The sequence below is a fragment of the Mucilaginibacter sabulilitoris genome (assembly GCF_034262375.1).
Taxonomy (GTDB): Bacteria; Bacteroidota; Bacteroidia; order Sphingobacteriales; family Sphingobacteriaceae; genus Mucilaginibacter; species Mucilaginibacter sabulilitoris.
Window position 1 is genome coordinate 3003941 of record NZ_CP139558.1, and the last position, 24856, is coordinate 3028796.

Genomic DNA, 24856 nt, shown 5'->3' on the forward strand with positions numbered 1-24856 from the left:
GCCAAGATTTGACTTTTTACAAATAGTTAGATTCTTCCTTTGCTCCATTTGTTCATCTATCTGTTTGATTTGTTCTTTGGACAGCTAAGCTTCATTTGCCCTTATGATCAAGCATTTGTCCAGCTTCTTCTCTAAAGTTGCCTTGTCTGCTGGTAAAGCACGGCAGCGAAGTCCGATAATCATCAGGGGAAATGATACCGATCTGTTTATAACATGAAGATACAGCGTTAGGCCGTTACCATTTCGCCAACGATTTCCGGTCTCTTAAAGCCGGTTTGCAATAGCTATATTATTAGCTATCTTTGCCATCGAATGAGATACATCGCTTTCATATTCAGCGTATACTTTATCCTGCTGGCCGTCCTGCCCTGCCAGGACAGGGAAGATATGATCGCGAATGTCATGCATGTCACCATTCAAAAAAGCCATGCGCCGAATGATGAGCGCGGCCAGGAAACCTGCCCGCCTTTTTGCACTTGTTCCTGCTGTTCCACGGCAAGACATCTTACGACAAAACAAAACATAACTGTATTTTCAAAAACAGTTACCCGTGATTATCCTGAGTTTGCAATTCCCGCTGTTCAGGAACAGCCGATCAATATCTGGCAACCGCCGCAAATAAGTTAATGCGATTTTTTTAGCTGTTTCCGCCTGCAATAAACTTTGCATGGCTTTTCCGTATTCGTATTAATTTTTACCATTATGTTTGATAAAATTATCGCGTTCTCTATCCGGAACAAGGTAACTATCGGGATCATGACACTGGTTTTAGTACTGGTGGGCGTTTACTCCGCGTACAACCTGCCGGTCGATGCGCAGCCCGATATTACCAATAACCAGGTACAGATCATTACACAAGCGCCCAGCCTGGGCGCTCAGGAAGTAGAGCAGTTTATTACTGCGCCCATCGAACTATCCATGGCCAATATCGCCGGGATTATTGAAAAACGTTCCATTTCCCGTTCCGGGATCTCTGTGATCACCATCGTCTTTAAAGACAACGTAGACATCTATTGGGCCAGGCAACAGGTCAATGCCCAGTTAAAAGAAGCAGAGAGCAGCATCCCGGCCGGCTTAGGCGAACCTGTACTGGCCCCGATTACCACAGGTTTGGGCGAGATCTATCAATATGTGCTTCATACCAAAAAAGGCTATGAAAACAAATACAGTGCTACCGACCTGCGCACCTTGCAGGACTGGCTGGTGCGCACCCAGTTAGCGGGCACTGTTGGGGTCGCCGAGGTCAGCGGCTGGGGCGGCTACGTCAAGCAATATGAGATCGCGTTGGACAATGACAAGCTGAATTCCTTGGGCATCACCATACCGCAGGTTTATGAAGCCCTGCAAAAGAACAACGAAAATACCGGCGGCTCCTATATCGAGCAGCAAAGCAATGCTTATTTTATCCGCGGCTTGGGACAAGTCCAAAACCTGGATGACATCCGCCGGATCGTCGTAAAGAACAGTAAAGGCTCGCCGATCCTGATCAGGGATATTGCGACCGTACAATTCGGCAGCGCCACCCGTTATGGCGCGGTCACCCGCAACGGTGAAGGTGAAGTGGTGGCCGGTGTCACCCTGATGCTGAAAGGCGAGAACTTCAGCCAGGTGATCCGGAACGTGAAAGAACGGATGGTACAGATCCAAAAGTCACTGCCGGAAGGGGTGGTGATCGAGCCTTTTATTGACCGGACTGAACTGGTTGGCCGGGCTATCGGGACAGTGGAACGTAACTTGTTAGAAGGTGCGCTTATCGTCGTATTTGTCCTGGTTTTGCTGTTGGGTAACCTGCGGGCAGGTTTAGTGGTCGCTTCGGTGATCCCTTTAGCGATGCTCTTCGCCTTTTCCATGATGCGGCTGTTTGGCGTATCCGGTAACCTGATGAGCTTAGGCGCGATAGATTTCGGCCTGATCGTGGACGGTGCGGTAATTATCGTGGAAAGCGTGGTGCATCATATCACGACCGGCAGTTACCGTCAGCAAGGGGTCGAAAAGCTCAGTGCCGGACAAATGGATGGGGAAGTCCGCGACAGTGCCAGCAAACTGATGAAATCAGCGGCATTCGGCCAGATCATTATCCTGATCGTTTACCTGCCCCTGTTGTCGCTGGTTGGCATTGAAGGCAAAATGTTTCGCCCGATGGCAGAAACGGTGGCTTTTGCGATCTTAGGCGCGTTTATCCTATCACTGACCTATGTACCCATGGCCAGCGCTTTGTTCCTCAGTAAAAAGACGCAGCACAAACCCAATATTTCAGACCGTATTATCGGCTTCCTGCAGCGGATCTATCAGCGGGCGTTGATCGTGGTGCTAAGAGCCAAAGTGTTAACGGTGGTTATTGTCTTCGTTTTCTTTGGTATCGCCATCTGGGCATTCAGCAAAATGGGCGGCGAGTTTATCCCTACCCTGGAGGAAGGCGACCTTACTGTTGAAATATCCATGATGCAGGGTACCTCGCTGACCGAGGTGGTCAAAACCTTTGGTAAAGCCGAAAAGGTGCTGAAAGACCAATTCCCCGAGATCAAACAGGTGGTGACCCGTATAGGCAGCTCGGAAATACCGACCGACCCGATGCCGATGGAGAAAGGCGATATGATGCTGGCCATGAAACCCAAGGAGGAATGGAAAAGCGCCAAAACACGCGAGGAAATGACGGAAAAAATGGAGGAAGCACTGGCGGTCATTCCCGGCATCAACGTCGAGATCTCCCAGCCCATGCAAATGCGCTTTAATGAACTGATGACCGGTATCCGGCAGGATGTGGCCATCAAGATCTATGGCGATGACCTGGATGTTCTGGCCACCCAAGCGAATAAAATTGCTAAACTCATCGCGCCGGTTAAAGGCGTCAGCGAACCTTATATCGAAAAAGTGAGCGGCCTGCCGCAGATACAGGTAGCTTATAACCGCGATAAAATGGCGCAATATGGCTTGAATATCAGCGATGTCAATATGATCCTGAAAACCGCTTTTGCCGGTAGTGTGGCGGGCGTGGTATTCGAGGGCGAAAAAAGGTTTGATATGGTGGTGCGGCTGAACCGGGACCTGCGGGAAAACATATCCGGTGTAGAAAATCTATTGGTACCGCTGCCTTCAGGCAACAAAGTGCCTCTAAGCCAGGTAGCAGACATCGCCTTTAAGGATGCACCGGCGCAGGTTTCGCGCGAAGATGGCAAGCGCCGCATCTATGTCGGCTTTAACGTGAAAGACCGGGACGTAGAAACCACCGTCAAAGAGATCCAGGCCAAACTTAATAGCAGCTTTAAACTGCCATCGGGCTATTATATAACGTATGGCGGGCAGTTTCAGAACTTACAGGCAGCCAAAGCGCGTTTGTCTGTCGCCGTTCCGGCGGCGCTGTTGTTCATCCTGATCTTATTATATGTGACCTTCCGTTCGGTCAAGGAGAGCCTGCTGATCTTTACCGCAGTGCCGCTGGCGTCGATGGGCGGCGTAGCGGCTTTACTGTTGCGCGGGATGCCTTTCAGCATTTCAGCGGGTGTCGGCTTTATCGCCCTGTTTGGTGTGGCCGTGCTCAATGGCATCGTTTTGATCGGTTACTTTAACCAGCTGAAAGAGGAAGGTATGGCCAATATCTACGACCGCGTGCTGGAGGGCACCAAAACCCGGTTGCGCCCCGTGCTGATGACCGCTTCGGTTGCCTCGTTGGGCTTTCTGCCGATGGCTTTGTCAACCAGTGCCGGGGCGGAAGTACAGAAACCACTGGCAACCGTGGTGATCGGTGGATTAATAACGGCAACGTTTCTAACGCTGTTTGTGCTGCCTTGTTTATACCTCCTGTTCAACCGCAAGGAAACGGTTAAAGTCAAAGTACCGAAAGCTTTATTGGTGTTTATATTAGTTGGAGGTGCGCTGTTATTCCAAACCAATCTATCACAAGCGCAAAGTAACCCGCCGCTGACGCTGGACAGTGCCATTGCCAAAGCTTTGCGCAATAATTTGCAGCTACGTTCTGCCGGATTATCGGTTGAACAAAGCCGCGCTTTACAAAAGTCAGGCACGGATATCCCCAAAACGGAGTTAATGCTTACGCAAGACCCGACGAGCGGCGGGAATATGGATAATGCCATCGGCGTCACGCAAAACATTGCCTGGCCAGGCTTATACAAGAATCAGCGCAAGTTGCTTAACCAGCAAACTATACTGGCTGAAAGAACGGGTCAGGTGACCCGAGCGGAGATCACCCGCCAGGTACGCAACGCTTACTATGCGTATTTGCTCAACCGGGAAACGCTGCGCATTTTGCATTACCAGGACAGCATTTACAGCGGTTTTGTGAAACGGGCCGAGGTCAGGTTAAAGACCGGGGAAACTTCTAACCTCGAACTATTCAGCGCCAAAAACAAATACCAGGAAGTACAGGCTTTGCAGCTCGGTGTGCAAGCTGATCTGAAAAGCAATGAACTGGCCTTGAAACAACTGCTGAATACGGGCGAACCGATCGTCGTCGCGGAAAGCGGGCTGCCCTTATGGTTGGCCGCACCTGTAGATTCGCTGAATACCGGCCGTAATGCGCAGGTCAATGCCGAGCTGCAGAATATCGAAGTGGCTAACGCTCGCATTGCGGTGGAAAAGTCCAAAGGGATGCCGGACCTGACCCTTGGCTATAACCAGCAACTGGTGATCTCCGGCTTTAACCCGGCGGGTATTGACCGGGGCTATTCGCCCGGTACCCGCATTGCGGGTATCCAGTTGGGCGTGGCCTTGCCGATCTTCAACGGGGCGAACCGCGCCAGGGTGAAAGCCGAAAAGCTGTCCGCACAGATCGCGCAAACCAACTATCAAAACGCCCAAAGCCAGGTGCGCCTGCAATACGACCAGGAAATGCAGCAATACCAAAAATACCGGCAGGCAGTAGATTATTATACCGCAGGCGGCTTGAAACAGGCAGACGAGCAATTACGTATCGCACAGGTTTCTTTTAACCTGGGCGAGATCGGTTATGTCGAATATATCCAAAACGTTTCAGCCGCTGTTCAGATCAAATTAGCCTATATCGAAGCGGTGAGCCATTTGAACCAGTCTGCTATTCAATTACAATTTTTAAGAGGAGAATAACATGAAAATATATATCACCACCTTATTACTTGCAGGCACACTGCTGGCTTCCTGTTCAGGTGAAAAGACTAAGGATACAGACAAAGACAGCAGCAAAACCGAACACAAAGAAAAAGAGAACGCGCTGGAATTAAGCGCGGAACAAATGAGGTCGGTCGGCATTGAAACCGGCCCTATCGAGCAAAAGAACTTGGATGCCGTAGTTAAAGCCAACGGACAGTTAGCCGTACCGCCGCAGAACAAAGCGGATGTCAGTATCCTCTCCGGCGGCATCATAGGTAACATCAATGTATTGGAAGGCCAGCAGGTGCGAAAAGGCCAGGTATTAGCTACCATCAGGAATCAGGATCTGCTGAAACTGCAACAGGATTATTTAGCGGCTAAAAACAATTTCACGTATGTGCAAGCCGAATACGACCGCCAGACGCAATTGAAAGCGGCGGGTGCCGGAACCGGCAAATCTTTTCAGGCGTCGGAGGCGACCTATAATGCAGAACGCTCCAAGCTTACGGCTTATGAAAGCCAGTTACAGCAATTCGGTATTTCGCCGGGCAGAATCACTAACGGCCATATCGTTAGCCAGTTCCCGGTGCTGTCGCCGATCAGCGGCACAGTTGGCACCATTACCGCGAATACCGGCGCTTTTGTGCAGCCGGGCACATCCATTATGGAAGTGGTGGATAATTCCAAAATCCATTGCGACCTGACCGTATTTGAGAAAGATCTGATGGCAGTAAAGGTCGGCCAAAAGGTGAACTTTCAGTTAACCAACCAGGATAACCAGGTCATCACGGGCGTGATCAACGGCGTCAATAAATCCTTTGAGAATGAAAGCAAGGGGGTGATCGTTCACGCGGTTATCAATAATAAAGCGCACCAAAACCTGATCCCCGGTATGTATGTCACCGCGCTGATCAGTACCGGCAACAAACTAACGTCTGCTGTACCTGTTGATGCAGTGATCCGTTCCGAAGGCAAGCAGTACATTTTTGTGACCACTACCCATAATAAAGACGGTAAAACTATCTTCACGAAAACGGAAGTTGCTACCGGTGTAACGGAGCTCGGCTATATTCAGATCACACCATTAAGCCAGTTGCCGCCCGATGTGCGGATAGCCACCAAAGGGGCGTTTTATTTACAGTCCAAAGCGGCTGGCAGTACCGACGAAGAATAAGCTATGAAAGAATTGGAGCATCAATTACTGAAAAAACAGATCAATCCAACCGCATAGCGGTTGGTAGGACTTACCTGCTTAAATTTGAAGGAGTTAATTATGAAAGAAGAAAAATTTGAGGCTTTTGATGAGCAGTTAAAAGATCTGCGGCCCGAAGTAAAAGTAAAGGCATTGGAGCTGGCAGCGGGCTATCATAATGAAGGACTGGAGGCGGCCTTTGCTTTGAAAAAAGCTATTGCTGAGGCTGAACTCTGGTTTTTGGATTCAGAAGGATAAACGACTAATCAACACAAAATGAAAGAAGAAACAAACGGGCAGGCTGCTATAAATTTGCTTGGAGCAGATACTGCCCCTGGTGAAGACCGCGTTCATATTAATATTATAAAAGATGCCGACCGTGAACCCAAAAAAGATGATGAGGAAGACGACGGGGAAAGCCTCGATCTGAATAAGCCTGCCGAAGAGGCAGGCTGGCAAAGCCATTGGCCGCTGCTTACGGCGCTGGCCATATTGCTGGTCATGCTGACCCTGGAATTTGGATTTAAGTACCAGCCGGCTTTCCCGGTCAATCTGATCATATTCTCAGCAGCATTCCTGCTGGCCGGATATAACGTATTAGGTATGGCCTGGCGCAAAGCCAGACATTTTGATTTTTTTAACGAATTTTTTTTAATGAGCGTCGCCACACTGGGTGCTTTTAGTATCGGGTCATACAGCGAAGGTGTAGCGGTGATGGTGTTTTATTCCATTGGCGAATGGTTCCAGGATGCGGCAGTTAACAAAGCGAAGAAAAGCATCAAGGCACTGCTGGACATCAGGCCGGATAAAGTAACCGTTATCAGGAATGGTCAAACATCTGTCACTGACCCGAAGGAGGTCCAAATTAACGAGATCATTCAGGTAAAATCCGGCGAGAAGGTCGCGCTTGACGGGGAACTGTATTCAGATACCGCTACATTTAATACCGCCGCATTGACTGGAGAAAGCAAGCCGGACACCAAAAGAAAGGGCGAAAAGGTATTGGCCGGTATGATCAATCTGGATAAAGTATCGGAGGTTCAGGTCAAATCATTGTTTAAAGACAGCAAACTGAGCAAGATCCTGGAAATGGTACAAGATGCTACTGCCCGGAAGTCGCAAACACAGCTTTTTATCAGCCGTTTTGCCAAGATCTATACACCTATTGTCTTTGCTCTTGCCCTGCTCGTTTGTTTTGCGCCTTATTTTTTTACCGATCCGTATAACTTTCACCAGTGGTTTTATCGGGCATTGGTGTTTTTGGTCATCAGTTGCCCCTGTGCCCTGGTGGTATCAATTCCGTTGGGTTATTTCGGCGGCATAGGGCTGGCGTCCCGGAATGGCATCCTGTTTAAAGGCTCTAATTTTTTAGATGTGATGACGACCGTCAATATGGTTATCATGGATAAAACGGGCACATTGACCAAAGGCGTTTTTAATGTACAGGAAGTAATAACGGATGGTATTGATAAAAAAGAACTGGTGAGTATAGCCGCAACTATTGAAAGTAATTCTACGCATCCAATTGCCAAAGCGGTGGTTGCATACGCAGGAGATGCGTTGGGCGGATTAAAAGCAAAAGATGTCGAAGAAATATCTGGGCATGGATTAAAAGGCACAGTTGATGGTAAAGCTGTTTTGGCGGGGAATACCAAACTGCTTAAAAAATTCAATATCGCTTATCCGCAGGAAGTAGATCAGTTAGTTGATACCGTGGTCGTGATCGCGGTTAACAACAGATTTGCCGGGTACCTGACGATAGCTGACGAAATTAAAGAAGATGCTAAACAAGCTATTGACCGGATGCACAGTCTGAATATTCAAACCGTCATGCTTTCTGGTGATAAGCAGGCCGTAGTGGATCAGATGGCGAAAACATTAGGTATAGATAAAGCGTTCGGTAACCTGCTGCCTGAAGGGAAAGCGCAAAAAGTACAGGAATACAAAAACACGGGCAGCCGCATTGCCTTTGTAGGTGACGGCGTAAACGATGCGCCGGTAGTTGCGCTGGCTGATGCCGGTATAGCTATGGGCGGATTAGGCAGCGATGCTACCATTGAAACCGCAGATATTGTAATCCAAAACGACCAGCCTTCTAAAATTACGGCTGCGATCAGGATCGGAAAGATTACCAAACGAATTGTGTGGCAGAATATCATTATCGCAATGACGGTGAAAGTTATTGTCCTGCTTCTTGGCGCAGGCGGGGTAGCGAATTTATGGGAAGCCGTTATTGCTGATGTGGGTGTTGCCTTATTGGCGATCCTCAATGCGGTCAGGATACAAAAAATGAAACTGGAATAGTTCATGCACTTAAAAAGGTAAAACGATGTTAGCAGCAACAGATGATACAGCGTTATTAAGCTTATTTCAAAACAAGGCCACACGGGATCAGGGTTTTAAAGGTATATTGAATAAGTACGGTCAGCATATCTATTATTTTCTGCGGGGAATGGGTTTAGGGCATAATGATGCAGATGAATTATTGCAGGATGTCTTTATTCAACTTTGGAGAGTACCGGCTGGTGACGAACCTGGCAGTTCTGTAAAAAATTCCTTATATCACTTAGCTGTGACGAACTACCTGGCACTAAAAACAGAAGCACCTTTAAAAGGGTTGTCCATTGAACAATCGTTAATTATAGTTTTGAAGGAGCAGGAGCAGTTTGATTTTGCAGATATCGCACAAATTATATCGATTCCCGTTGAAGAGGTAAGGAGCTTGTTTAAAACGGGTATCAGCAAATTATCATAAATGCCTTACCATGATTGCTGTTGGCATGGCTGCTTCAGATGATGAAACCGGCCAGATAACATACAATAAAGCCGGGTTTAACCGGCTTTATTGTATGACAGGCAATTCTTATTTACAGGTACTTGTACATCCGCCTGATTCTTTACAGGTTTTGCTGCAATAATCCATGCAGGGTTTACTGCAACCCTTTGCACATTTGGAACAATGGTTCATTTTGCTGTTACAGCATGGGGTATTACGGGTATTAGCTGAAGTGAAAGTAAAAGAAGTAATGGAAAACAACATCACTATAGTGATGAAAATATAGCGTCTCATGATTCCTAAGTTTTAATATTTGATTAATAATAGGGCCAACGAATTGACCGACAAATACGGATCAATAATCAAACTTGCGGGGGATGCCAGCCGGAATCGGAATGATACAAGGAATCGCCCATTACGTAGGGAGCAACCGGTATTTGTTTGACATAACTGATCTTGGGCAGAACAAGAGTCGGCTGAACGATCAAAAAGCCACAAGTGCTGCAGGATGACATCATTCCGCATATTCCTTTATTGCAGCAATCTTCTGTGCCATGGCCGCAGGCACCCTGATGCGTCATTCCGGAACAGCAGTTTCCCCTTACGGGCTGATAGAGCCCTGAAAAAGAGGAAAGAAACAGCACACCTGCTGCCAGGAAAACAGCTATAGCTTTCATATATAAATATAACGTTTTTTCCCTTAAATAGTTTCCTGTTTACGTTTTATTTATACAGTTCCCTCATATCAAAATCCTGTAAAAATTTGACGGAATCCTGTAAGGCCATGAGCCCGGCGTGTTGGTAAATTTGTATGATAAAAAGAAGCAAAATGCAACCCAACATACAAATATTGACTTTCCCGGTTACCGGCATGAGCTGTGCTTCCTGCGCGGTCAGTGTAGAATCCATCCTAGGCGCACAAAAAGGCGTCGAGAAAGCCGAGATCAATTATGCCTCACAATTGGTTAAGGTGGCTTTTCATCCGGATGTAGTTCAGCCAGTTAACCTGCAGCAAGCCGTACAATCCATTGGTTATGACCTGATCGTTGACACCGAAAACGGGAAAGCCAGACAGGAAGCAGCGCAGCAAAATCAATATCAGGCATTAAAGAGAAAAATCACCTCGGCGGCAGTTTTAACTATCCCGGTAGTTTTGATCGGGATGGTATTTATGCATGTGCCCTACGCCAACTATATCATGTTGGCATTGACCGCGCCGGTATTATTTATCGCCGGGCAAAGTTTTTTTGCGGGTGCTTTTAAGCAAGCCAGACATGGTAAGGCCAATATGGATACGCTGGTAGCCCTAAGTACCGGCATTGCCTTCCTGTTCAGCGCCTTCAATACCATTGATCCGCAATTCTGGCTGAAGCAGGGTTTACAGCCGCATGTGTATTATGAAGCGGCTTCTGTGATCGTGGTTTTTATCCTGTTGGGTAAGCTGCTGGAGGAACGGGCAAAATCTAATACGTCTTCCGCCATCAAAAAACTGATCGGCCTGCAACCGAAAACGGTTGTCCGGATCACCCCGCAAGGAGAAATAGAAACGGCGATAGCCGATGTGCAGGCCGGGGACAGGTTACAGGTCCGTCCGGGAGAAAAAATCCCGGTAGATGGCGAGGTTTACGAGGGCCATTCCTATGTAGATGAAAGCATGATCAGCGGTGAACCCGTTGCCGTGGAGAAAACAACGGGGGCAAAAGTTTTCGCCGGAACCTTGAATCAAAAAGGAAGCTTTCGCTTTACGGCCGAAAAAGTGGGCGGAAACACCTTGCTGGCACAGATCATCCAACTGGTACAGGACGCACAAGGCTCCAAAGCGCCGGTGCAAAAACTGGTAGACAAGATCGCGGGTGTCTTCGTGCCTATCGTTATTTTGATCGCTTTATTAAGCCTGGGGGGCTGGCTGGTATTTGGCGGACAGCACGCTTTTACACAAGGTTTGCTGGCTTTGGTTACTGTTCTGGTCATTGCTTGCCCCTGCGCGCTGGGCCTGGCTACACCAACCGCCATTATGGTGGGTATTGGCAAAGGTGCAGAAAACGGCATCCTGATTAAAGATGCAGAGGCACTGGAATTAGGCCACCGGGTAAATGCTGTGGTACTGGATAAAACCGGAACGATAACCGAAGGAAAACCAATCGTTGCTAACTTGGTGTGGGCAAGCCATGTTAAAGACAACCAATATAAACTGCAAGCCGTCTTTTGCGCGATGGAACAACAATCGGAACATCCCCTGGCGGACGCCATAGTAACTTACTTAAAATCACCTGACATAAAACCTGCAAAAATTTCGTCCTTTAATAGCCTTACGGGCAAAGGTGTAGAAGCAGTATTTGAAGGTCGGCTATATATGGTCGGAAGCCATAAACTCATTGACGAAAAAAATATCGCTATTCCTGAAGACCTGAAAGAGCTAGTAGTTGCTTATTTAAACCAGGCAAAAACGGTTATCTATTTTGCAGATGACAGGCAGGTAATTGCTATAGCCGCTATTGCAGATCAGATCAAAGCAGGCTCAGCCAGCGCGGTTAAGGCTTTAAAGAAACAAGGCATCGAAGTATATATGCTCACAGGCGATAACGCGGAAACCGCGGCAGCGATTGCAAAACAGGCGGGTATCGATCATTTCGAGGCCGATACGCTGCCATCCGGTAAAGCTGATTTTATCAGGTCTTTACAGGCAAGCGGTAAAATTGTGGCCATGATTGGCGATGGTATCAATGACAGCCAGGCGCTGGCACAGGCCGATGTCAGTATTGCGATGGGTAAAGGCTCTGATATTGCGATGGACGTAGCCAAGATCACGCTGGTATCTTCCGACTTGCAGCAGGTGCCCAAAGCGTTAAGGTTGTCGAAATTAACGGTACGGGCCATCCGTCAAAACCTGTTCTGGGCATTTATTTATAACCTGATCGGTATTCCAATTGCTGCGGGTATCCTTTATCCGTTCAACGGCTTTTTGCTCAACCCGATGATCGCAGGGGCCGCAATGGCTTTAAGTTCGGTATCCGTAGTGAGCAACAGTTTAAGACTCAAATTTTCAAAACTTGATTTATAATTAATAATCCGATAAACATGGAAACTTTAAAATTCAAAACCAATATCAATTGCGGTGGTTGTATCGCTACAGTAACACCTGCTTTAGACGGGCTTAAAGACATTCAGCATTGGGAAGTGGATACTGCTAACCCCGATAAAATATTAACGGTAAAGGCCGATGCGAACTTAACGGCAGGCCAGATCATCGACACCTTGAAGCAAAAGGGTTATAAAGCTGAAAAAGTATAACGGCGGAATGCCTGTATATAATGTAACTTAGTAATCATGATACTACACATTAAAAATATGGTCTGCGACCGCTGCCTGATGATCGTCCGTCAGCAAATGGAAAGCCTTGGATTCGGGGTCAAGCAAATCTCTTTAGGGCATGTTGAAATCATGCCTGAGCCCGATGAGGAACAATTGCAGCTGATTACTTCGGCCTTGAAAGTTCCGGGCTTTGAGCTGATCAACAAGGAGGCGGACAAAACCGTGGAAGCGATCAAAAATATCGTCATCGAACTGGTTCATCACACAGACCAGTCAGAGCAGAAAACCTCTTACTCCGACCTGATCGCGAACCGGTTGGGAAAAGATTATACGTATCTGAGCCGGATGTTTTCCAATTCGCAGGACATGACCATTGAGCGTTTTATTATTGAGCAGAAAGTAGAAAAAATAAAAGAGTTGCTGGATTATGGTGAACTGAACCTCAATGAAATTGCTTATCGGATGGGTTACAGCAGCAGTGCCCATTTATCTACCCAATTTAAAAGCATAACCTGCCTAACGCCCAGCCAGTACCGGTCATCGGAACAGCAGCGGAAGCCTATTGATAAAATTTAACCGGGCTTTCATGAAACATAAACCTCAATCACATCAAATGGACATAGACAAAATGACTTCAGGGCACGGGACGATGGATCATACCAAGATGCAGCACGGCTCCGGACATTCGATGGATATGAGCGGGCCGGGCCATCACGCCATGATGATCGCTGATTTCAAAAAGCGGTTTTACGTGGTATTGGCGCTGACCGTTCCGGTCATGTTACTATCTATGCAAATCCAGCAATGGCTGCACCTGGCTATCAGCTTTGCCGGTTCGCCCTACCTGCTCTTTGCTCTGGCCTCTGTCGTATTTGTTTATGGCGGCTGGCCGTTTCTTACCGGCTGGCTGAGTGAAATGAAAGCTAAAAATCCCGGCATGATGACCCTGATCGGGTTTGCGGTTACGGTAGCCTACCTTTATAGTTCGGCTACCGTATTTGGTTTAAAGGGGATGGACTTCTTTTGGGAACTGGATACCCTGATCCTGATCATGCTCTTAGGGCATTGGATTGAAATGAAATCCGTTGCCGGGGCGTCAAAAGAACTGGAGCTATTGGTTCAGCTGATGCCCGATGAAGCGCACATGGTAATGCCGGATATGGTGCATGATGTCAAAACGGATACCCTGAAAGCAAACGATATTATCCTGGTCAAGCCCGGCGAAAAAGTGGCGGCCGACGGGATCATCCTGGAGGGTGAAAGTTATCTCAATGAAAGCATGCTGACGGGGGAATCCAAACCGGTACAAAAAGTCAAGGGCGACAAAGTAATTGCCGGATCTATCAACGGCAACGGCTCCTTTAAAGTAACGGTGTCCCATGCAGCCAAAGATTCTTATCTCTCCCAGGTAGTGAAACTGGTTGATGATGCGCAAAAATCCAAATCCAAAACCCAGTTGCTGGCTGACACGGCAGCCAAATGGTTAACCGTTATTGCTTTGCTTACCGGTATGACCGCCTTTTTATACTGGTATTTGACCGGGCAAACTTTGGCCTTCGCGATGGAAAGGATGGTTACCGTCATTGTTATTTGTTGCCCGCATGCGCTTGGGCTGGCTGTACCCCTGGTCGTTGCCAAATCCACTGCGTTATCGGCAAAACACGGTTTATTAATTAAGAACCGGACTGCTTTTGAGAACTCCCGGAAGATCACCACTATGGTATTTGATAAGACGGGCACACTTACCATAGGGAAGTTTGAAGTATCTAAAATTGTTTCCCTGCAAAAAGCCCTGAAAGAAAACGAGATCATTCGCCTGGCATCGGCATTGGAACAACAATCCGAACATCCGATTGCGACCGGTATCCTGCAAAAAGTTAAGGATTTAAAGATACCCGTTCCAAAGGCAGAAAACTTTAAGGCCATCTCCGGCCAGGGTATTGAAGCTACAGTTGAAGGTAAAAAGGTACTGGTTGTCAGTCCGGGCTATCTGAAAGAAAATAAGATTAGAACACCTGATGGTTTTACCGCGAATGTTACGGAAACGGTTGTGTTTTTAATTATTGACAAGGAACTGGCGGGATATATTGCGTTATCGGATGAGATACGGCCCGAATCAGCGGAAGCCATTACAACGCTGAAACAGGAAAATATCAAATCTGTCCTGCTAACGGGTGATAACAGTAAAGTAGCTGCAAGCGTCAGCAATACATTGGGTATGGATAGTTTTATTGCCGAAGTTTTGCCGCATCAGAAGTTAGAAAAGATCAAGGAACTGCAAAGCAAGGGCGGGTTTGTGGCCATGACAGGCGACGGCGTTAATGATGCCCCGGCATTGGCCCAGGCGGATATCGGCATCGCTGTTGGTTCAGGAAGCGATATAGCAGCCGAAACCGCTGGTATTGTTTTGGTGAACAGCAATCCCAAAGACATTGTGAGCCTGATCCTGTTTGGCAAAGCGACCTACCGGAAGATGGTGCAGAACCTGGCCTGGGCGACCTGTTATAACGTCATTGCTTTACCGCTGGCCGCCGGTGTGCTCTATAACCAGGGCATTGTATTGAGCCCGGCAGCAGGGGCCGTCTTAATGACGGTCAGCACGGTGGTTGTCGCGATCAATGCCAGTATGTTGAAGGTAAAAACTTAGTACAATAGGATATAAATTTTTATCGGAATTATATAAATGTTACCCGATGATTTGCCCTTACCTTAGCCTTATGTTAATTAAGCAGCCTTGCGTTGCAATATTTTACACAATAAGCGTTTTATAAGCACATGAAGTCTATCGCTGTTTTCCTCATCCTGAATGTATTGCTTTTATCCTCATTTACGGGTATGGCGAACATCTATCATGGAAAAGCAGCTTGCTGTATAGCGAAAATGTACAAGGATTGCTGTAAACATCAAAAGCAGAATCCTGATGACAATTGTGCAAAAGGTGCCTGTAATGCTATGGTGCCTTGCGGCACCTGTGGTTTTACGATTATTTCATCTGTTTCCCTTTCACCGGCAATCACTGATCTGAATGATCAGCCTGCCCATCCTTTTGCTATTGGTGAATTGTCGGATTACCAGGACAATGACTGGAACCCGCCGAAAGCTTAATAGTTAAACCCGAACCTGGTCGATCTCCGACCAGAAAGCCTTTTAATTATTAATCTTTAAATTCAAAATCATGAAAAAGTTTCTTTTCATCACCATGGTGATGCTATTATCTGTTATATCCATTACTTATGCCAATACCCCTTGCTGCAACAGCAAATTCACCTGTTCTAAATGCGCAAAGGGATGCGGGCCCAACTGCAAGGATTATTGCAGCAAGACCTGCAAGGCATCAGGGGAATGCAAGACTGTATGTAAGTTGTAAATAAAGAAGCCGCCCCTTCGTGGGGCGGCTCTCTTATCTTTAATTAAAGAAAATTTATTATTTTCGGTCAGTGAAACGTATCGCGCTCATATCATTAACAGCTATTTACCTGCTTTCCGCATTGGGAATCTCGGTGCGTAGTTTTTATTGCTGTGGTAAACTGGAATCTGCAAGCTTCTCTTTTAGCAGCGCGGAAAAGTCTTATTGCAAAATGGCAACGGGATTACCGGGTTGCTGCAAAACAAAAACGCAGCTCATCAAGGTAAAGGATCAGCATTTCGGTGCAAACGCACCGAATTTGGATGCCAATTTGTTCCACGTTCTTATCCCTGCAACGTTTACAGCAGACCTCAGCGCATATCATTCTAATTTTGAATGTACGGCTTTTAACAGCCATGCGCCACCCTACTGGCCTAAAGCACCTGTTTATATTCTTAACTGTACCTACAGAATCTGATCTGTATTCCCGTCCCTTTAGCCGTTACCGTGGTAACCGGCTCCTGTTTGTAATGCAATTAAATCATCTTAATTAATAATCAAGCATACGGCTTTGCCTTATGTTATCCATCCATTTTTAAAATTAAAAAATAATGAAAAAAGTAACCCTGATGGCTGCTGCCATCCTTTTCTCCGGTGCAACCCTATTTGCGGCAGGTCTGCCTGTCAAAGCTGTATCAGACACTACTAAAACAAAAAAGGTAAAGCCTGTCGCAAAACCTGAGAAAGTGCAGTATACCTGCGGTATGCACCCGGACGTATTGAGTGATAAACCTGGTAAATGCCCTAAATGCGGTATGGAACTGGTAAAAAAAGAACCGGCCAAAAAGAAAGCCGAATCCATGAAGATGTAATACATTTCAATACTCCGTCCGGAGAGTTATCCGGATGGAGTATTGATTAATACCATTAAGATGATCAACCAACTTATTACCCTGTCCTTAAAGAACAGGTATATCGTACTGCTGATAGCCGTTGCCCTTTTCGGATGGGGCGCTTATGCTGTGCGCGAAAATCCTATTGATGCCATTCCCGACCTGTCAGAGAACCAGGTTATCGTATTTACGGAATGGGAAGGGCGCAGCCCGCAGATCATGGAGGACCAGGTGACTTACCCGCTGGTGAGCAACCTGCAGGGCATCCCCAAAGTAAAGGCCGTCCGCGCCACCTCGATGTTTGGGATGAGCTTTGTCTATGTTGTTTTCCAGGACAATACAGATGTTTACTGGGCGCGGAGCCGTGTACTGGAACGGTTAAGTTACGCGCAGCGATTGCTGCCGGAAGGTATCACGCCGACCCTTGGGCCGGACGGAACCGGTGTGGGCCACATCCTATGGTACACGCTCGATGCCAAGGGTATTGACCTAGGTGAGCAAAGGGCCTTACAGGACTGGTATGTCAAGCTGGGGCTGCAAACCGTGCCGGGTGTAAGCGAAGTAGCTTCTTTCGGCGGCTTTGAAAAGCAATATCAGATCAATATTGATCCGCATAAGCTCAATTACTACAATATTCCCTTGTCCCAGGTACTCAAAGCGGTTAAAAGCAATAATAATGATGTGGGGGGACGTAAGTTTGAAATGAATGGTACGGGTTATATCGTCCGAGGCCTGGGTTATATTAAATCCCTGCAGGATGTAGAAAATATTACCATCGGAACCATCAAAACAGTACCGGTCAGGGTAAAAGATATTGCGACCGTTCAGATGGGAGGTGATCTGCGCCTGGGCATCTTTGACCAGAACGGCGAAGGAGAAGCGGTCGGCGGTATCGTCGTGATGCGCTATGGTGAAAACGCGGATAGGGTTATCCACGCCGTAAAAGATAAAATGGCCGATATACAAAAAGGTTTTCCGCCGGGCGTTAAATTTAAGATCGCCTATGACCGGAGTGAACTGATAGAAAGCGCTATCGGTTCGGTCAAACATACGCTGATCGAGGAAATGATTACGGTGTCAATCATTGTGATCCTGTTCTTATTGAGTTTAAAAAGTGCGCTCAGTATTATTATCCAGATCCCGATTACCATCGCGGCCAGCTTTATCCTGCTCAATGCCTTTGGAATATCCTCCAATATTATGTCCTTAACTGGTATCGCTTTGGCGATTGGAGTGATCGTCGATAACGGGATCGTGATGGTCGAAAACTCGCACCGGAATTTATCCGCTGCACAAGAAAAAGAAAAGTCATGATCACAGCAGAACGAATTAAAATCATAGAAGCATCCTGCAAGCAGGTTGGCCGTGGCGTGTTCTTTTCCACGCTGATCATCGTCGCTTCCTTTCTTCCTGTATTTCTATTGGAAGGACAGGAAGGTAAACTGTTTGGCCCATTGGCCTGGACCAAAACTTTTATCCTTGGAATTGATGCAATCCTCGCCGTTACGCTCGCCCCGGTACTGATCTCCTTTTTTCTGAAAGGTAAGCTGAGTTCAGATGACCGTAATCCGCTAAACCGTGGGCTTGAAAGGCTATACCGGCCTATACTCAACTGGTGCGTGACCTGGCGCAAAACGACCATCGGTATTAATATCATTGCGTTATTGATCAGTATACCCCTGTTATTAAGCTTAGGCAGTGAATTTATGCCGCCGCTTGATGAAGGCACGATCCTGTTTATGCCGGTTACCCAGCCGGACGTTTCCAATGCCGAAGCTAAACAGTTGCTGCAGGTGCAGGACAGGATCATTAAAAGCGTACCCGAGGTCGCAAATGTATTGGGCAAAGCCGGCCGCGCCAATACCGCTACGGATAATTCGCCCATCAGCATGACGGAAACGATTGTGCTGTTAAAGCCTAAAAGTGAATGGCGCGCGGGTATAAAAAAAGAAGATATTATCAACGAATTAAACGCCAAACTGCAGATACCCGGCGTGGTCAACGGCTGGACACAGCCCATTATTAACAGGATCAATATGCTCTCTACGGGCATTCGCACAGATGTGGGTTTAAAGGTATACGGGCAGAATCTGGATACGATCAATACACTCGCTAACCGGATGAAACAGGCTTTGCAGGGTATTAACGGGGTAAAGGATCTTTATGTTGACCCAATCACCGGCGGTAAATACCTGGATATCCAGGTCAACAAAGATGCTGTTGGAAGATATGGCCTAAGCGTGGATGATGTGAACGAAGTAGTAGAAAGCGCATTGGGCGGAATGAATATTACACCGACTATCGAAGGGCGCAGACGTTTCAGCGTGAATCTGCGCTTAGCCCAGGATTACCGCAGTAACCTGGATGAGATCAAGCGCACCCTGGTTCAAACGATGAATTATGGACCAATACCGCTGTCTTCCGTTGCAGATATTAAGATCAGCGACGGGCCAGCTATGATCCAGTCTGAAAATGCTTTATTGCGTGGAACGGTATTATTTAACGTTCGTGACCGTGACCTTGGAAGTACGGTAAAAGAAGCGCAGGACAGGCTGAACACGATGGTCAAAAGCTTGCCTAAAGGTTACTTTATTGAGTGGAGCGGCCAGTATGAGAACCTGATCCGGGCGGAACGAACCTTAAAACTCATTCTGCCGATTGTACTGGTCATCATTTTTGGCTGTCTGTATTTTGCATTCCACTCAATCCGGGAGGCATTTTTCAGCCTGATCAGCATTCCATTTGCACTGATCGGCGGGGCATACATGGTGTACTTCTTTGGGGTGCATTTATCCGTTGCAGTGGCAGTCGGCTTTATCGCCCTGTTTGGCATTGCCGTAGAAACGGGTATCGTGATGGTGATCTATCTCAATGATGCCATGCAGCAGCTGGTAGCTTTGAAAGGCAATTCCAAAGAAACGATCACGAGGGAAGATTTGAGGTTTTATGTGATGAACGGTGCAGTTAAACGCCTGCGCCCAAAACTGATGACGGTCTGTGTCGCCCTGTTTGGCCTGGTGCCGGTATTATGGTCCACTGGAACGGGCAGCGATGTGATGCTGCCCATCGTATTGCCGATGGTCGGCGGGGTATTAACTTCTTCCACCCATATTTTACTGGTTACCCCACTGATCTTTTTGATGGTTAAGGAATACGAACTCAAAAAACACGGCAAGCTCGAAGTGTTGGAGGTAAAGGAATAAGCTTATGAAAACGAAATATCAAATCATCTGTATGATGCTCGCTTGCTTTGCCGGTTTGACAGCAAAAGCACAGGTTCAGCTTTTGCCACTGGACAGTGTTCTCGCTCGTATTAATGCTAACCCATCGTTGCAGGCATACGATGCAAAGATCAGTGCGCAGGACGCGTACGCAAAAGGAGCTAAAAGTTTGGATGCGCCGAAGGTTAGTGCAGGCCAGTACCAAACCCCTTATCAAATCAACCCCAATACAGGTTCTTTTATGATCCAGGCGGAGCAGATGTTCACCAACCCGGCCAAACTGCGGGCCAAAGAAGATTATATGCGGGGGATGTCTAAAGTAACCGCCGAAGACAAGAACTATCTGAAAAATCAACTGATCGCCCAGGCCAAGCAATACTATTACGAACGGGTGGTGCTGGAAAAGAAACTGGCTTTATTGCAGCATACACAAAGCCTGCTGGAATATATGCTCAAGGATGCGAACATCCGGCTTACCTATGGCAAGGAAAAACTGCCCAGTATTTATAAGGCCAAAGCAGACTTGTATGAGCTGGATAATATACGGGAACAATTAAACAATGAGATCAGCCAGAAGAACATCATGCTCAATACGCTGATGAACCGGGATAAGCAAACCGTATTTACCGTTGATACCAATGTTGTGCTGAAAGATTATGAAACAGCCGTCACCGATACGGCAAGCCTTGCCAATACCCGCAGCGATATTAAAGGGATCAATCGGAATATTGATTTACAGCAATTAAACGCTAAAATGGAATACAGCAGGCGCAAGCCCGATTTCGGTATCCAGGCGGGGCATATGTTCAGCTATGGGGGAATGGCTAATCAGTATATTTTAATGGCTTCGGTAACTATACCTATCGTCCCCTGGGCTTCCAAAGAATACAAGGCCAACCTGAAAGGGATCCGGTATGAGGTTGCTGAACTGCAGCAAAAAAAGCTGGATATGCTGAACCAGGCCGAAGGGCAGATGGCCGGTTTAAGAACGGATATGGGCAGCAAAAAAAGACAGCTCAAAAACTACCATCAAAACATCATTCCTGCTTTGCAGAATACTTATAAAACATCCCTGCTGGCTTATGAGCAGAATACCGGCAATCTGCCATCGGTGTTGGACAGTATCAAAGCTTTGCAGTCGGCCCGGATGGATGCATTAGACCGTTTACAGGAACTTTTACAATTACAGGTAGCTTATGAAAAAGAGAATGAAACCCGTTAGGATCATATTGACCAGCCTCCTGTTAATAGTCATGGTCATCAGTGCCTGCTCCGATAAAAAGAAGAAATCCCCTATAACTGCTGCAACACAGGTAAAAAGCGATATCAAATATACCTGCCCGATGCACCCGCAGGTACTGGAAGATCATCCGGGCAATTGCCCGATCTGCGGTATGACCCTGGTCAAAAAATCAGGCCAGGCCAGCGAGGGGGCGGGCATCAGTCTGAACACGGTATTGCAGCCGGTTAATTCATCGGTAATTGCTGATATTAATGCCATTAGCCCTATAGAAAAGGCCGTTCCAACCCAAATCGTGGCTCAGGGATACCTTGATTTTGATACCCGCACATTTAATAACATTGCAGCCCGTTTTTCGGGACGCATCGAAAAGCTCTATATCAAATATGCTTTCCAGGAGATACATACCGGCCAGCGCATATTTGATATTTATAGTCCGGACATGGTTGCTGCCCAACAGGACTTAATTTATCTGACAAAGAATTCGGCACAGGAAACGGGTTTGATCAATGCAGCCAGACAAAAACTATTGTTACTGGGAATGACAACAGCTCAGGTGGAACAGGTCATCAAAAGCGGTAAATCTTTTTACAGTCTGCCAGTTTACAGTCCCTATGAAGGACACGTACATGATATGCCGCATGCTCAAATGGCAGGTGCAGCAAGTACAGAAGCTCCCGCTGATTTCGCTAATAATCTTCCCCTTTCCGTCAAAGAGGGAATGTATGTAGAAAAAGGGCAGAACATTTTTAACTTGGTCAATCCGCATCAGCTATGGGCGGTCGTTAAAATCGACCGCCCTGCCATTGCCGCCTTGAAATTAAACCAGACGGTAACGATAAACCTGCCGGATATGCCGGGCAGGACGATCAGGGGTAAAGTCGATTTCATAGAGCCTGTTTTACAGGATGGGGATAAAACCACAAGTATCCGGGTATATATTGACAATATGGATCATGCGCTGAAAGTAAACAGCCTGGTCAAAGCGACCATACAAAGCGGGGAAACAAAGGGTTTATGGATACCGAGGACAGCATTATTGAATTTGGGACGTACCCAGGTGGTGTGGCTAAAAAAAGGCGCATTATTTCAGGCTCATCAGGTAAATGCGGGAATTATAAACGGAAATGAAATACAAATTATAAAAGGCTTATCTGCTTCAGATAGCCTGGCTTCAGATGCTCAATATTTAGCAGACAGTGAAAGTTTTATTAAAACATCCGGCAATGAATAGAAGGAACAATCAACATATACGGCTGACAGCATTGCGGTTATTGGCTTTTACACTATTAATAACGGTGCTGTTCACCGCCTGTAAGCAAAAACCGCAGCAAGTGGCAAAGACGCAAAGCAAGGCTTATTACACTTGTTCCATGCACCCGCAGATACATGAGGATCATCCCGGCAATTGCCCGATTTGTGGAATGAAGCTAATCAAAGTGGAGCTTGCCGGGGACAATAACAGTACCGATATGAACATGATCACGTTAACTGCCTCGCAGATCCAGTTGGCAGGTATCCTGACAGACACGGTTCGGGAAGAAAATGTCGGGATGGAAAAGACATTGACCGGAACGGTAACGACCAATGAAAATACAACAGCCGAATTGAGTGCCCGGATCGCAGGCCGGATTCAGCAATTATTCGTTAAAACTACCGGAAAAAAAATATCGGTCGGTCAGCCTGTTTATTCCATTTATAGCGAGGACCTGCTCGAGGCAGAAAAAGAATACCTGTTGGCAAAACAGCAGCAAAGAGTGCTGCATAACCCGGATGTGGATTATCAGCAGCTGATCGGTGCTGCCGAAAACAAATTACAGCTTTGGGGTTTATCCCCGGCACAGATCAGAAGCCTGGCCGCTTCCGGAAAAGTATCAGCGACTACAACAGTTTTAAGCAAAATTAGTGGTACTGTTAGTGAAATAGGCGTTCAAGAGGGAGATTATGTAACCGAAGGGATGCCCATACTGAAAACACAAGCGTTAAACAGCTTATGGGTAGAAGCTCAATTGTATGCCGGTGAAGCGGGGGATTATAAGCTAAATGACCAGGTAAATATTTCATTTCCTGATCTGGGCGGACAGGTCATTACCGGTAAGGTTGAATTTATTAATCCTGAATTATCGGAATCCTCGAAAGTGGATCTGATCAGGATCAGTATTCCTAACCCGCAGGGCTTAATAAGACCCGGAATGCTGGCCTACATTTCTATCGCTACTGGCAAACAGCATTCAATAGCCGTGCCTACCGCTGCTATTTTAACAGATGGCAAGGGCAGCAAAGTATGGGTGAAAAATCCAAATGGCAGCTTTTCACCCAGGATGATTAAGACAGGGCCGGGAAACCCAAACTATGTGCCTATCCTTTCGGGTTTAAATAATGGTGATATTGTTGTAACGAGCGGCGCCTATTTATTGAATAGTGAAGCAATATTTAAGAATGGCGGAGATCAAAAAGATATGGGAAATATGAAAATGTAAAGATTTGATGCAATATGGATAAACCACACTCTGTTGGCGCCTCTCGGCCAATTTTGAAATGACCACTTTTAGTGCTTGCCTTCAAATCATCAGAGAAGGAAAACAAATTGGCCGAGAGGGGTCAATGCTTTTGGTCTTTCTACCTAGAAAGCAGTTTAAAATGAAACTGCTTTTGAAATTGTTTGATAAGTAGCTGAAACTGTCTGGCAGGTTTTCACCAAAGCAGTAAAATAAAGGGATGATCAAAGACCTGCATTACCTGACCGAAGGATTTGAACATCAACAGGAATTGAAAATGAGCACCGTCATTTCATTTTCGAAGCTACCCGGATCTATTGTGAATTAATCAGCGGTAAATTTAAAACAAGTTGAGTTGCACCATTCCAATTAAAGCTTTATCAATATCACGCAGGGTTGCCAGGACGACAGGCTGTTTATCGTTGGAGGTGTCTTTGCTGCCGATCTTTTTTGTCATCATGACTTTTAGTTCGTTTAGTGTATGACTGAGCGCATCCTGGCGGCTTTTGAATTGTTTACCATAAACGGACAGGCCGTAGCAACCACCTGCAACGCCGTAGCTGTAACTCATGCCGTAAGTCCAAACCTGATTCTCACCCCTGCCCAAATAGATCAGACTGTGGTTACCATAACGGCTGGTATCACCAAATGTTAATTCCTCCCTATCTAAAAATACAGGTCTTGTAAGCCAGTCGTATTTATCAAAGCTGATTTCGGTAAATCCGAATTCCAGGCCTTTACGATAAGCGTATACATTCATGGTGATTCCCCGGAAAGAATCACCAAAACTGCGGAACCAGTCTAGCTGAGTTTGATCCTTTGCTTCGATAGCTGCGATCATTTCCTGAAAGATACCTTTTTCATAAGAAACCATGTGGTTATCCGCGATGTAATCGATGATTTGATTTTTTGATTGAAGATTTAATACCAGGCTTTCCATAACATTACATTTTAGTTTTTTAATGCAAGGGTTTTATAAGCACGGTGTGCAGTTGTCAAGGGCCCTGCCGGTGCGGGGTTTCATAGACCCTTGACGGCGGCGCAAAGGGCTTTACCTTTGCGGTTAAAAAACTAAAATGGTTGGAAAGCCTGTTAAAACAGCAGATAAAAACAACCGATCAACAGGGGACTAAAGCAAGAGCCTGCCCGTTGGTGGGCGCGTAAAATCAGCTGGTAAAGCGCAGCGGTACGGACTGATTTGGGTGGCGCAGTGGCTAACCGGCGGGCGAGCGCTTCCTGTGTAGCCTGCGGTTGGGTCAGCGATAGCGGACCTGACCGGCAGGCATGGCCGCATTA

General features: G+C 46.7%; 21 protein-coding genes. 19 read left to right on the forward strand and 2 right to left on the reverse strand.

Annotated features, from left to right (window positions below):
- The first annotated feature begins 312 nt into the window (after positions 1-312).
- The 7 genes from SNE25_RS31875 (at position 313) to SNE25_RS12940 (ending at position 9192) form a co-directional block, all read left to right on the forward strand.
- Positions 313-627, forward strand: coding sequence for a DUF6660 family protein (locus tag SNE25_RS31875; protein ID WP_407667016.1), 315 nt, complete (start codon positions 313-315; stop codon positions 625-627).
- Positions 628-702: 75 nt separating this feature from the next.
- Positions 703-5079, forward strand: a complete 4377-nt coding sequence (locus SNE25_RS12915) for a CusA/CzcA family heavy metal efflux RND transporter (RefSeq protein ID WP_321565515.1) — start codon at positions 703-705, stop codon at positions 5077-5079.
- 1 nt (position 5080) lies between these two features.
- Positions 5081-6256, forward strand: a complete 1176-nt coding sequence (locus tag SNE25_RS12920) for an efflux RND transporter periplasmic adaptor subunit (RefSeq protein WP_321565516.1) — start codon at positions 5081-5083, stop codon at positions 6254-6256.
- 99 nt (positions 6257-6355) lie between these two features.
- Positions 6356-6532, forward strand: a complete 177-nt coding sequence (locus tag SNE25_RS12925) for a hypothetical protein (RefSeq protein ID WP_321565517.1) — start codon at positions 6356-6358, stop codon at positions 6530-6532.
- An 18-nt stretch (positions 6533-6550) separates the two neighbouring features.
- On the forward strand, positions 6551-8578 hold the full coding sequence (locus tag SNE25_RS12930; RefSeq protein ID WP_321565518.1) for a heavy metal translocating P-type ATPase: 2028 nt from the start codon (positions 6551-6553) through the stop codon (positions 8576-8578).
- 25 nt (positions 8579-8603) lie between these two features.
- Complete coding sequence (locus SNE25_RS12935; RefSeq protein ID WP_321565519.1) at positions 8604-9029, forward strand: RNA polymerase sigma factor; 426 nt, start codon at positions 8604-8606, stop codon at positions 9027-9029.
- 10 nt (positions 9030-9039) lie between these two features.
- Entirely contained in the window at positions 9040-9192 is a 153-nt protein-coding gene (locus SNE25_RS12940) for a hypothetical protein (protein ID WP_321565520.1), read from the forward strand.
- 220 nt (positions 9193-9412) lie between these two features.
- On the opposite strand, the gene SNE25_RS12945 is transcribed toward SNE25_RS12940, so the two are convergent.
- On the reverse strand, positions 9413-9727 hold the full coding sequence (locus SNE25_RS12945; protein ID WP_321565521.1) for a hypothetical protein: 315 nt from the start codon (positions 9725-9727) through the stop codon (positions 9413-9415).
- Positions 9728-9879: 152 nt separating this feature from the next.
- On the opposite strand from SNE25_RS12945, the gene SNE25_RS12950 reads away from it, so the two are divergent.
- From SNE25_RS12950 to SNE25_RS13005, 12 genes are all read left to right on the forward strand, one after another.
- Positions 9880-12111, forward strand: coding sequence for a heavy metal translocating P-type ATPase (locus tag SNE25_RS12950; RefSeq protein WP_321565522.1), 2232 nt, complete (start codon positions 9880-9882; stop codon positions 12109-12111).
- A 17-nt stretch (positions 12112-12128) separates the two neighbouring features.
- Positions 12129-12341: a heavy-metal-associated domain-containing protein gene (locus SNE25_RS12955; RefSeq protein ID WP_321565523.1), complete on the forward strand. Its 213-nt coding sequence runs from the start codon at positions 12129-12131 to the stop codon at positions 12339-12341.
- Between the two features lie 36 nt (positions 12342-12377).
- Positions 12378-12938: a helix-turn-helix domain-containing protein gene (locus SNE25_RS12960; RefSeq protein WP_321565524.1), complete on the forward strand. Its 561-nt coding sequence runs from the start codon at positions 12378-12380 to the stop codon at positions 12936-12938.
- Between the two features lie 37 nt (positions 12939-12975).
- Complete coding sequence (locus tag SNE25_RS12965) at positions 12976-15009, forward strand: copper-translocating P-type ATPase (protein ID WP_321565525.1); 2034 nt, start codon at positions 12976-12978, stop codon at positions 15007-15009.
- A 128-nt stretch (positions 15010-15137) separates the two neighbouring features.
- Positions 15138-15467 carry a hypothetical protein gene (locus SNE25_RS12970; protein ID WP_321565526.1) on the forward strand — a complete coding sequence of 110 codons (330 nt, stop codon included), beginning with the start codon at positions 15138-15140 and terminating at the stop codon, positions 15465-15467.
- Positions 15468-15799: 332 nt separating this feature from the next.
- Complete coding sequence (locus tag SNE25_RS12975) at positions 15800-16186, forward strand: HYC_CC_PP family protein (protein ID WP_321565527.1); 387 nt, start codon at positions 15800-15802, stop codon at positions 16184-16186.
- 133 nt (positions 16187-16319) lie between these two features.
- The gene (locus tag SNE25_RS12980; RefSeq protein WP_321565528.1) at positions 16320-16580 is read left to right on the forward strand and encodes a heavy metal-binding domain-containing protein; all 261 of its coding nucleotides are present in this window, start codon (positions 16320-16322) and stop codon (positions 16578-16580) included.
- 60 nt (positions 16581-16640) lie between these two features.
- Positions 16641-17915 carry an efflux RND transporter permease subunit gene (locus SNE25_RS12985; RefSeq protein WP_321565529.1) on the forward strand — a complete coding sequence of 425 codons (1275 nt, stop codon included), beginning with the start codon at positions 16641-16643 and terminating at the stop codon, positions 17913-17915.
- Positions 17912-19804 carry an efflux RND transporter permease subunit gene (locus SNE25_RS12990; protein WP_321565530.1) on the forward strand — a complete coding sequence of 631 codons (1893 nt, stop codon included), beginning with the start codon at positions 17912-17914 and terminating at the stop codon, positions 19802-19804. The genes SNE25_RS12985 and SNE25_RS12990 overlap by 4 nt, the downstream gene beginning before the upstream one ends.
- 4 nt (positions 19805-19808) lie before the next feature.
- Positions 19809-21044, forward strand: a complete 1236-nt coding sequence (locus SNE25_RS12995; RefSeq protein WP_321565531.1) for a TolC family protein — start codon at positions 19809-19811, stop codon at positions 21042-21044.
- Positions 21019-22296 (forward strand): efflux RND transporter periplasmic adaptor subunit, encoded by a 1278-nt coding sequence (locus tag SNE25_RS13000; RefSeq protein ID WP_321565532.1) that lies wholly within the window; start codon positions 21019-21021, stop codon positions 22294-22296. Before SNE25_RS12995 ends, SNE25_RS13000 begins: the two co-directional genes overlap by 26 nt.
- Positions 22289-23542 carry an efflux RND transporter periplasmic adaptor subunit gene (locus tag SNE25_RS13005; protein ID WP_321565533.1) on the forward strand — a complete coding sequence of 418 codons (1254 nt, stop codon included), beginning with the start codon at positions 22289-22291 and terminating at the stop codon, positions 23540-23542. The genes SNE25_RS13000 and SNE25_RS13005 overlap by 8 nt, the downstream gene beginning before the upstream one ends.
- Before the next feature lie 358 nt (positions 23543-23900).
- On the opposite strand, the gene SNE25_RS13010 is transcribed toward SNE25_RS13005, so the two are convergent.
- A complete protein-coding gene (locus SNE25_RS13010) occupies positions 23901-24500 on the reverse strand; it encodes a hypothetical protein (protein ID WP_321565534.1) in 600 nt (199 codons plus the stop codon).
- Between the last annotated feature and the right edge of the window lie 356 nt (positions 24501-24856).

Excerpts from the sequence above, each read along its gene's own strand:
- SNE25_RS12970 (WP_321565526.1), top strand. The coding sequence starts at position 15,138 with ATGAAGTCTATCGCTGTTTTCCTCATCCTGAATGTATTGCTTTTATCC.
- SNE25_RS12980 (WP_321565528.1), top strand. The coding sequence starts at position 16,320 with ATGAAAAAAGTAACCCTGATGGCTGCTGCCATCCTTTTCTCCGGTGCA.
- SNE25_RS12960 (WP_321565524.1), top strand. The coding sequence starts at position 12,378 with ATGATACTACACATTAAAAATATGGTCTGCGACCGCTGCCTGATGATC.
- SNE25_RS12990 (WP_321565530.1), top strand. The coding sequence starts at position 17,912 with ATGATCACAGCAGAACGAATTAAAATCATAGAAGCATCCTGCAAGCAG.
- SNE25_RS12945 (WP_321565521.1), bottom strand. The coding sequence starts at position 9,727 with ATGAAAGCTATAGCTGTTTTCCTGGCAGCAGGTGTGCTGTTTCTTTCC.
- SNE25_RS12930 (WP_321565518.1), top strand. The coding sequence starts at position 6,551 with ATGAAAGAAGAAACAAACGGGCAGGCTGCTATAAATTTGCTTGGAGCA.
- SNE25_RS12995 (WP_321565531.1), top strand. The coding sequence starts at position 19,809 with ATGAAAACGAAATATCAAATCATCTGTATGATGCTCGCTTGCTTTGCC.
- SNE25_RS12915 (WP_321565515.1), top strand. The coding sequence starts at position 703 with ATGTTTGATAAAATTATCGCGTTCTCTATCCGGAACAAGGTAACTATC.
- SNE25_RS12920 (WP_321565516.1), top strand. The coding sequence starts at position 5,081 with ATGAAAATATATATCACCACCTTATTACTTGCAGGCACACTGCTGGCT.
- SNE25_RS12955 (WP_321565523.1), top strand. The coding sequence starts at position 12,129 with ATGGAAACTTTAAAATTCAAAACCAATATCAATTGCGGTGGTTGTATC.
- SNE25_RS12925 (WP_321565517.1), top strand. The coding sequence starts at position 6,356 with ATGAAAGAAGAAAAATTTGAGGCTTTTGATGAGCAGTTAAAAGATCTG.
- SNE25_RS12940 (WP_321565520.1), top strand. The coding sequence starts at position 9,040 with ATGATTGCTGTTGGCATGGCTGCTTCAGATGATGAAACCGGCCAGATA.
- SNE25_RS12965 (WP_321565525.1), top strand. The coding sequence starts at position 12,976 with ATGGACATAGACAAAATGACTTCAGGGCACGGGACGATGGATCATACC.
- SNE25_RS13010 (WP_321565534.1), bottom strand. The coding sequence starts at position 24,500 with ATGGAAAGCCTGGTATTAAATCTTCAATCAAAAAATCAAATCATCGAT.
- SNE25_RS13000 (WP_321565532.1), top strand. The coding sequence starts at position 21,019 with ATGAAAAAGAGAATGAAACCCGTTAGGATCATATTGACCAGCCTCCTG.
- SNE25_RS13005 (WP_321565533.1), top strand. The coding sequence starts at position 22,289 with ATGAATAGAAGGAACAATCAACATATACGGCTGACAGCATTGCGGTTA.
- SNE25_RS12935 (WP_321565519.1), top strand. The coding sequence starts at position 8,604 with ATGTTAGCAGCAACAGATGATACAGCGTTATTAAGCTTATTTCAAAAC.
- SNE25_RS12950 (WP_321565522.1), top strand. The coding sequence starts at position 9,880 with ATGCAACCCAACATACAAATATTGACTTTCCCGGTTACCGGCATGAGC.
- SNE25_RS31875 (WP_407667016.1), top strand. The coding sequence starts at position 313 with ATGAGATACATCGCTTTCATATTCAGCGTATACTTTATCCTGCTGGCC.
- SNE25_RS12985 (WP_321565529.1), top strand. The coding sequence starts at position 16,641 with ATGATCAACCAACTTATTACCCTGTCCTTAAAGAACAGGTATATCGTA.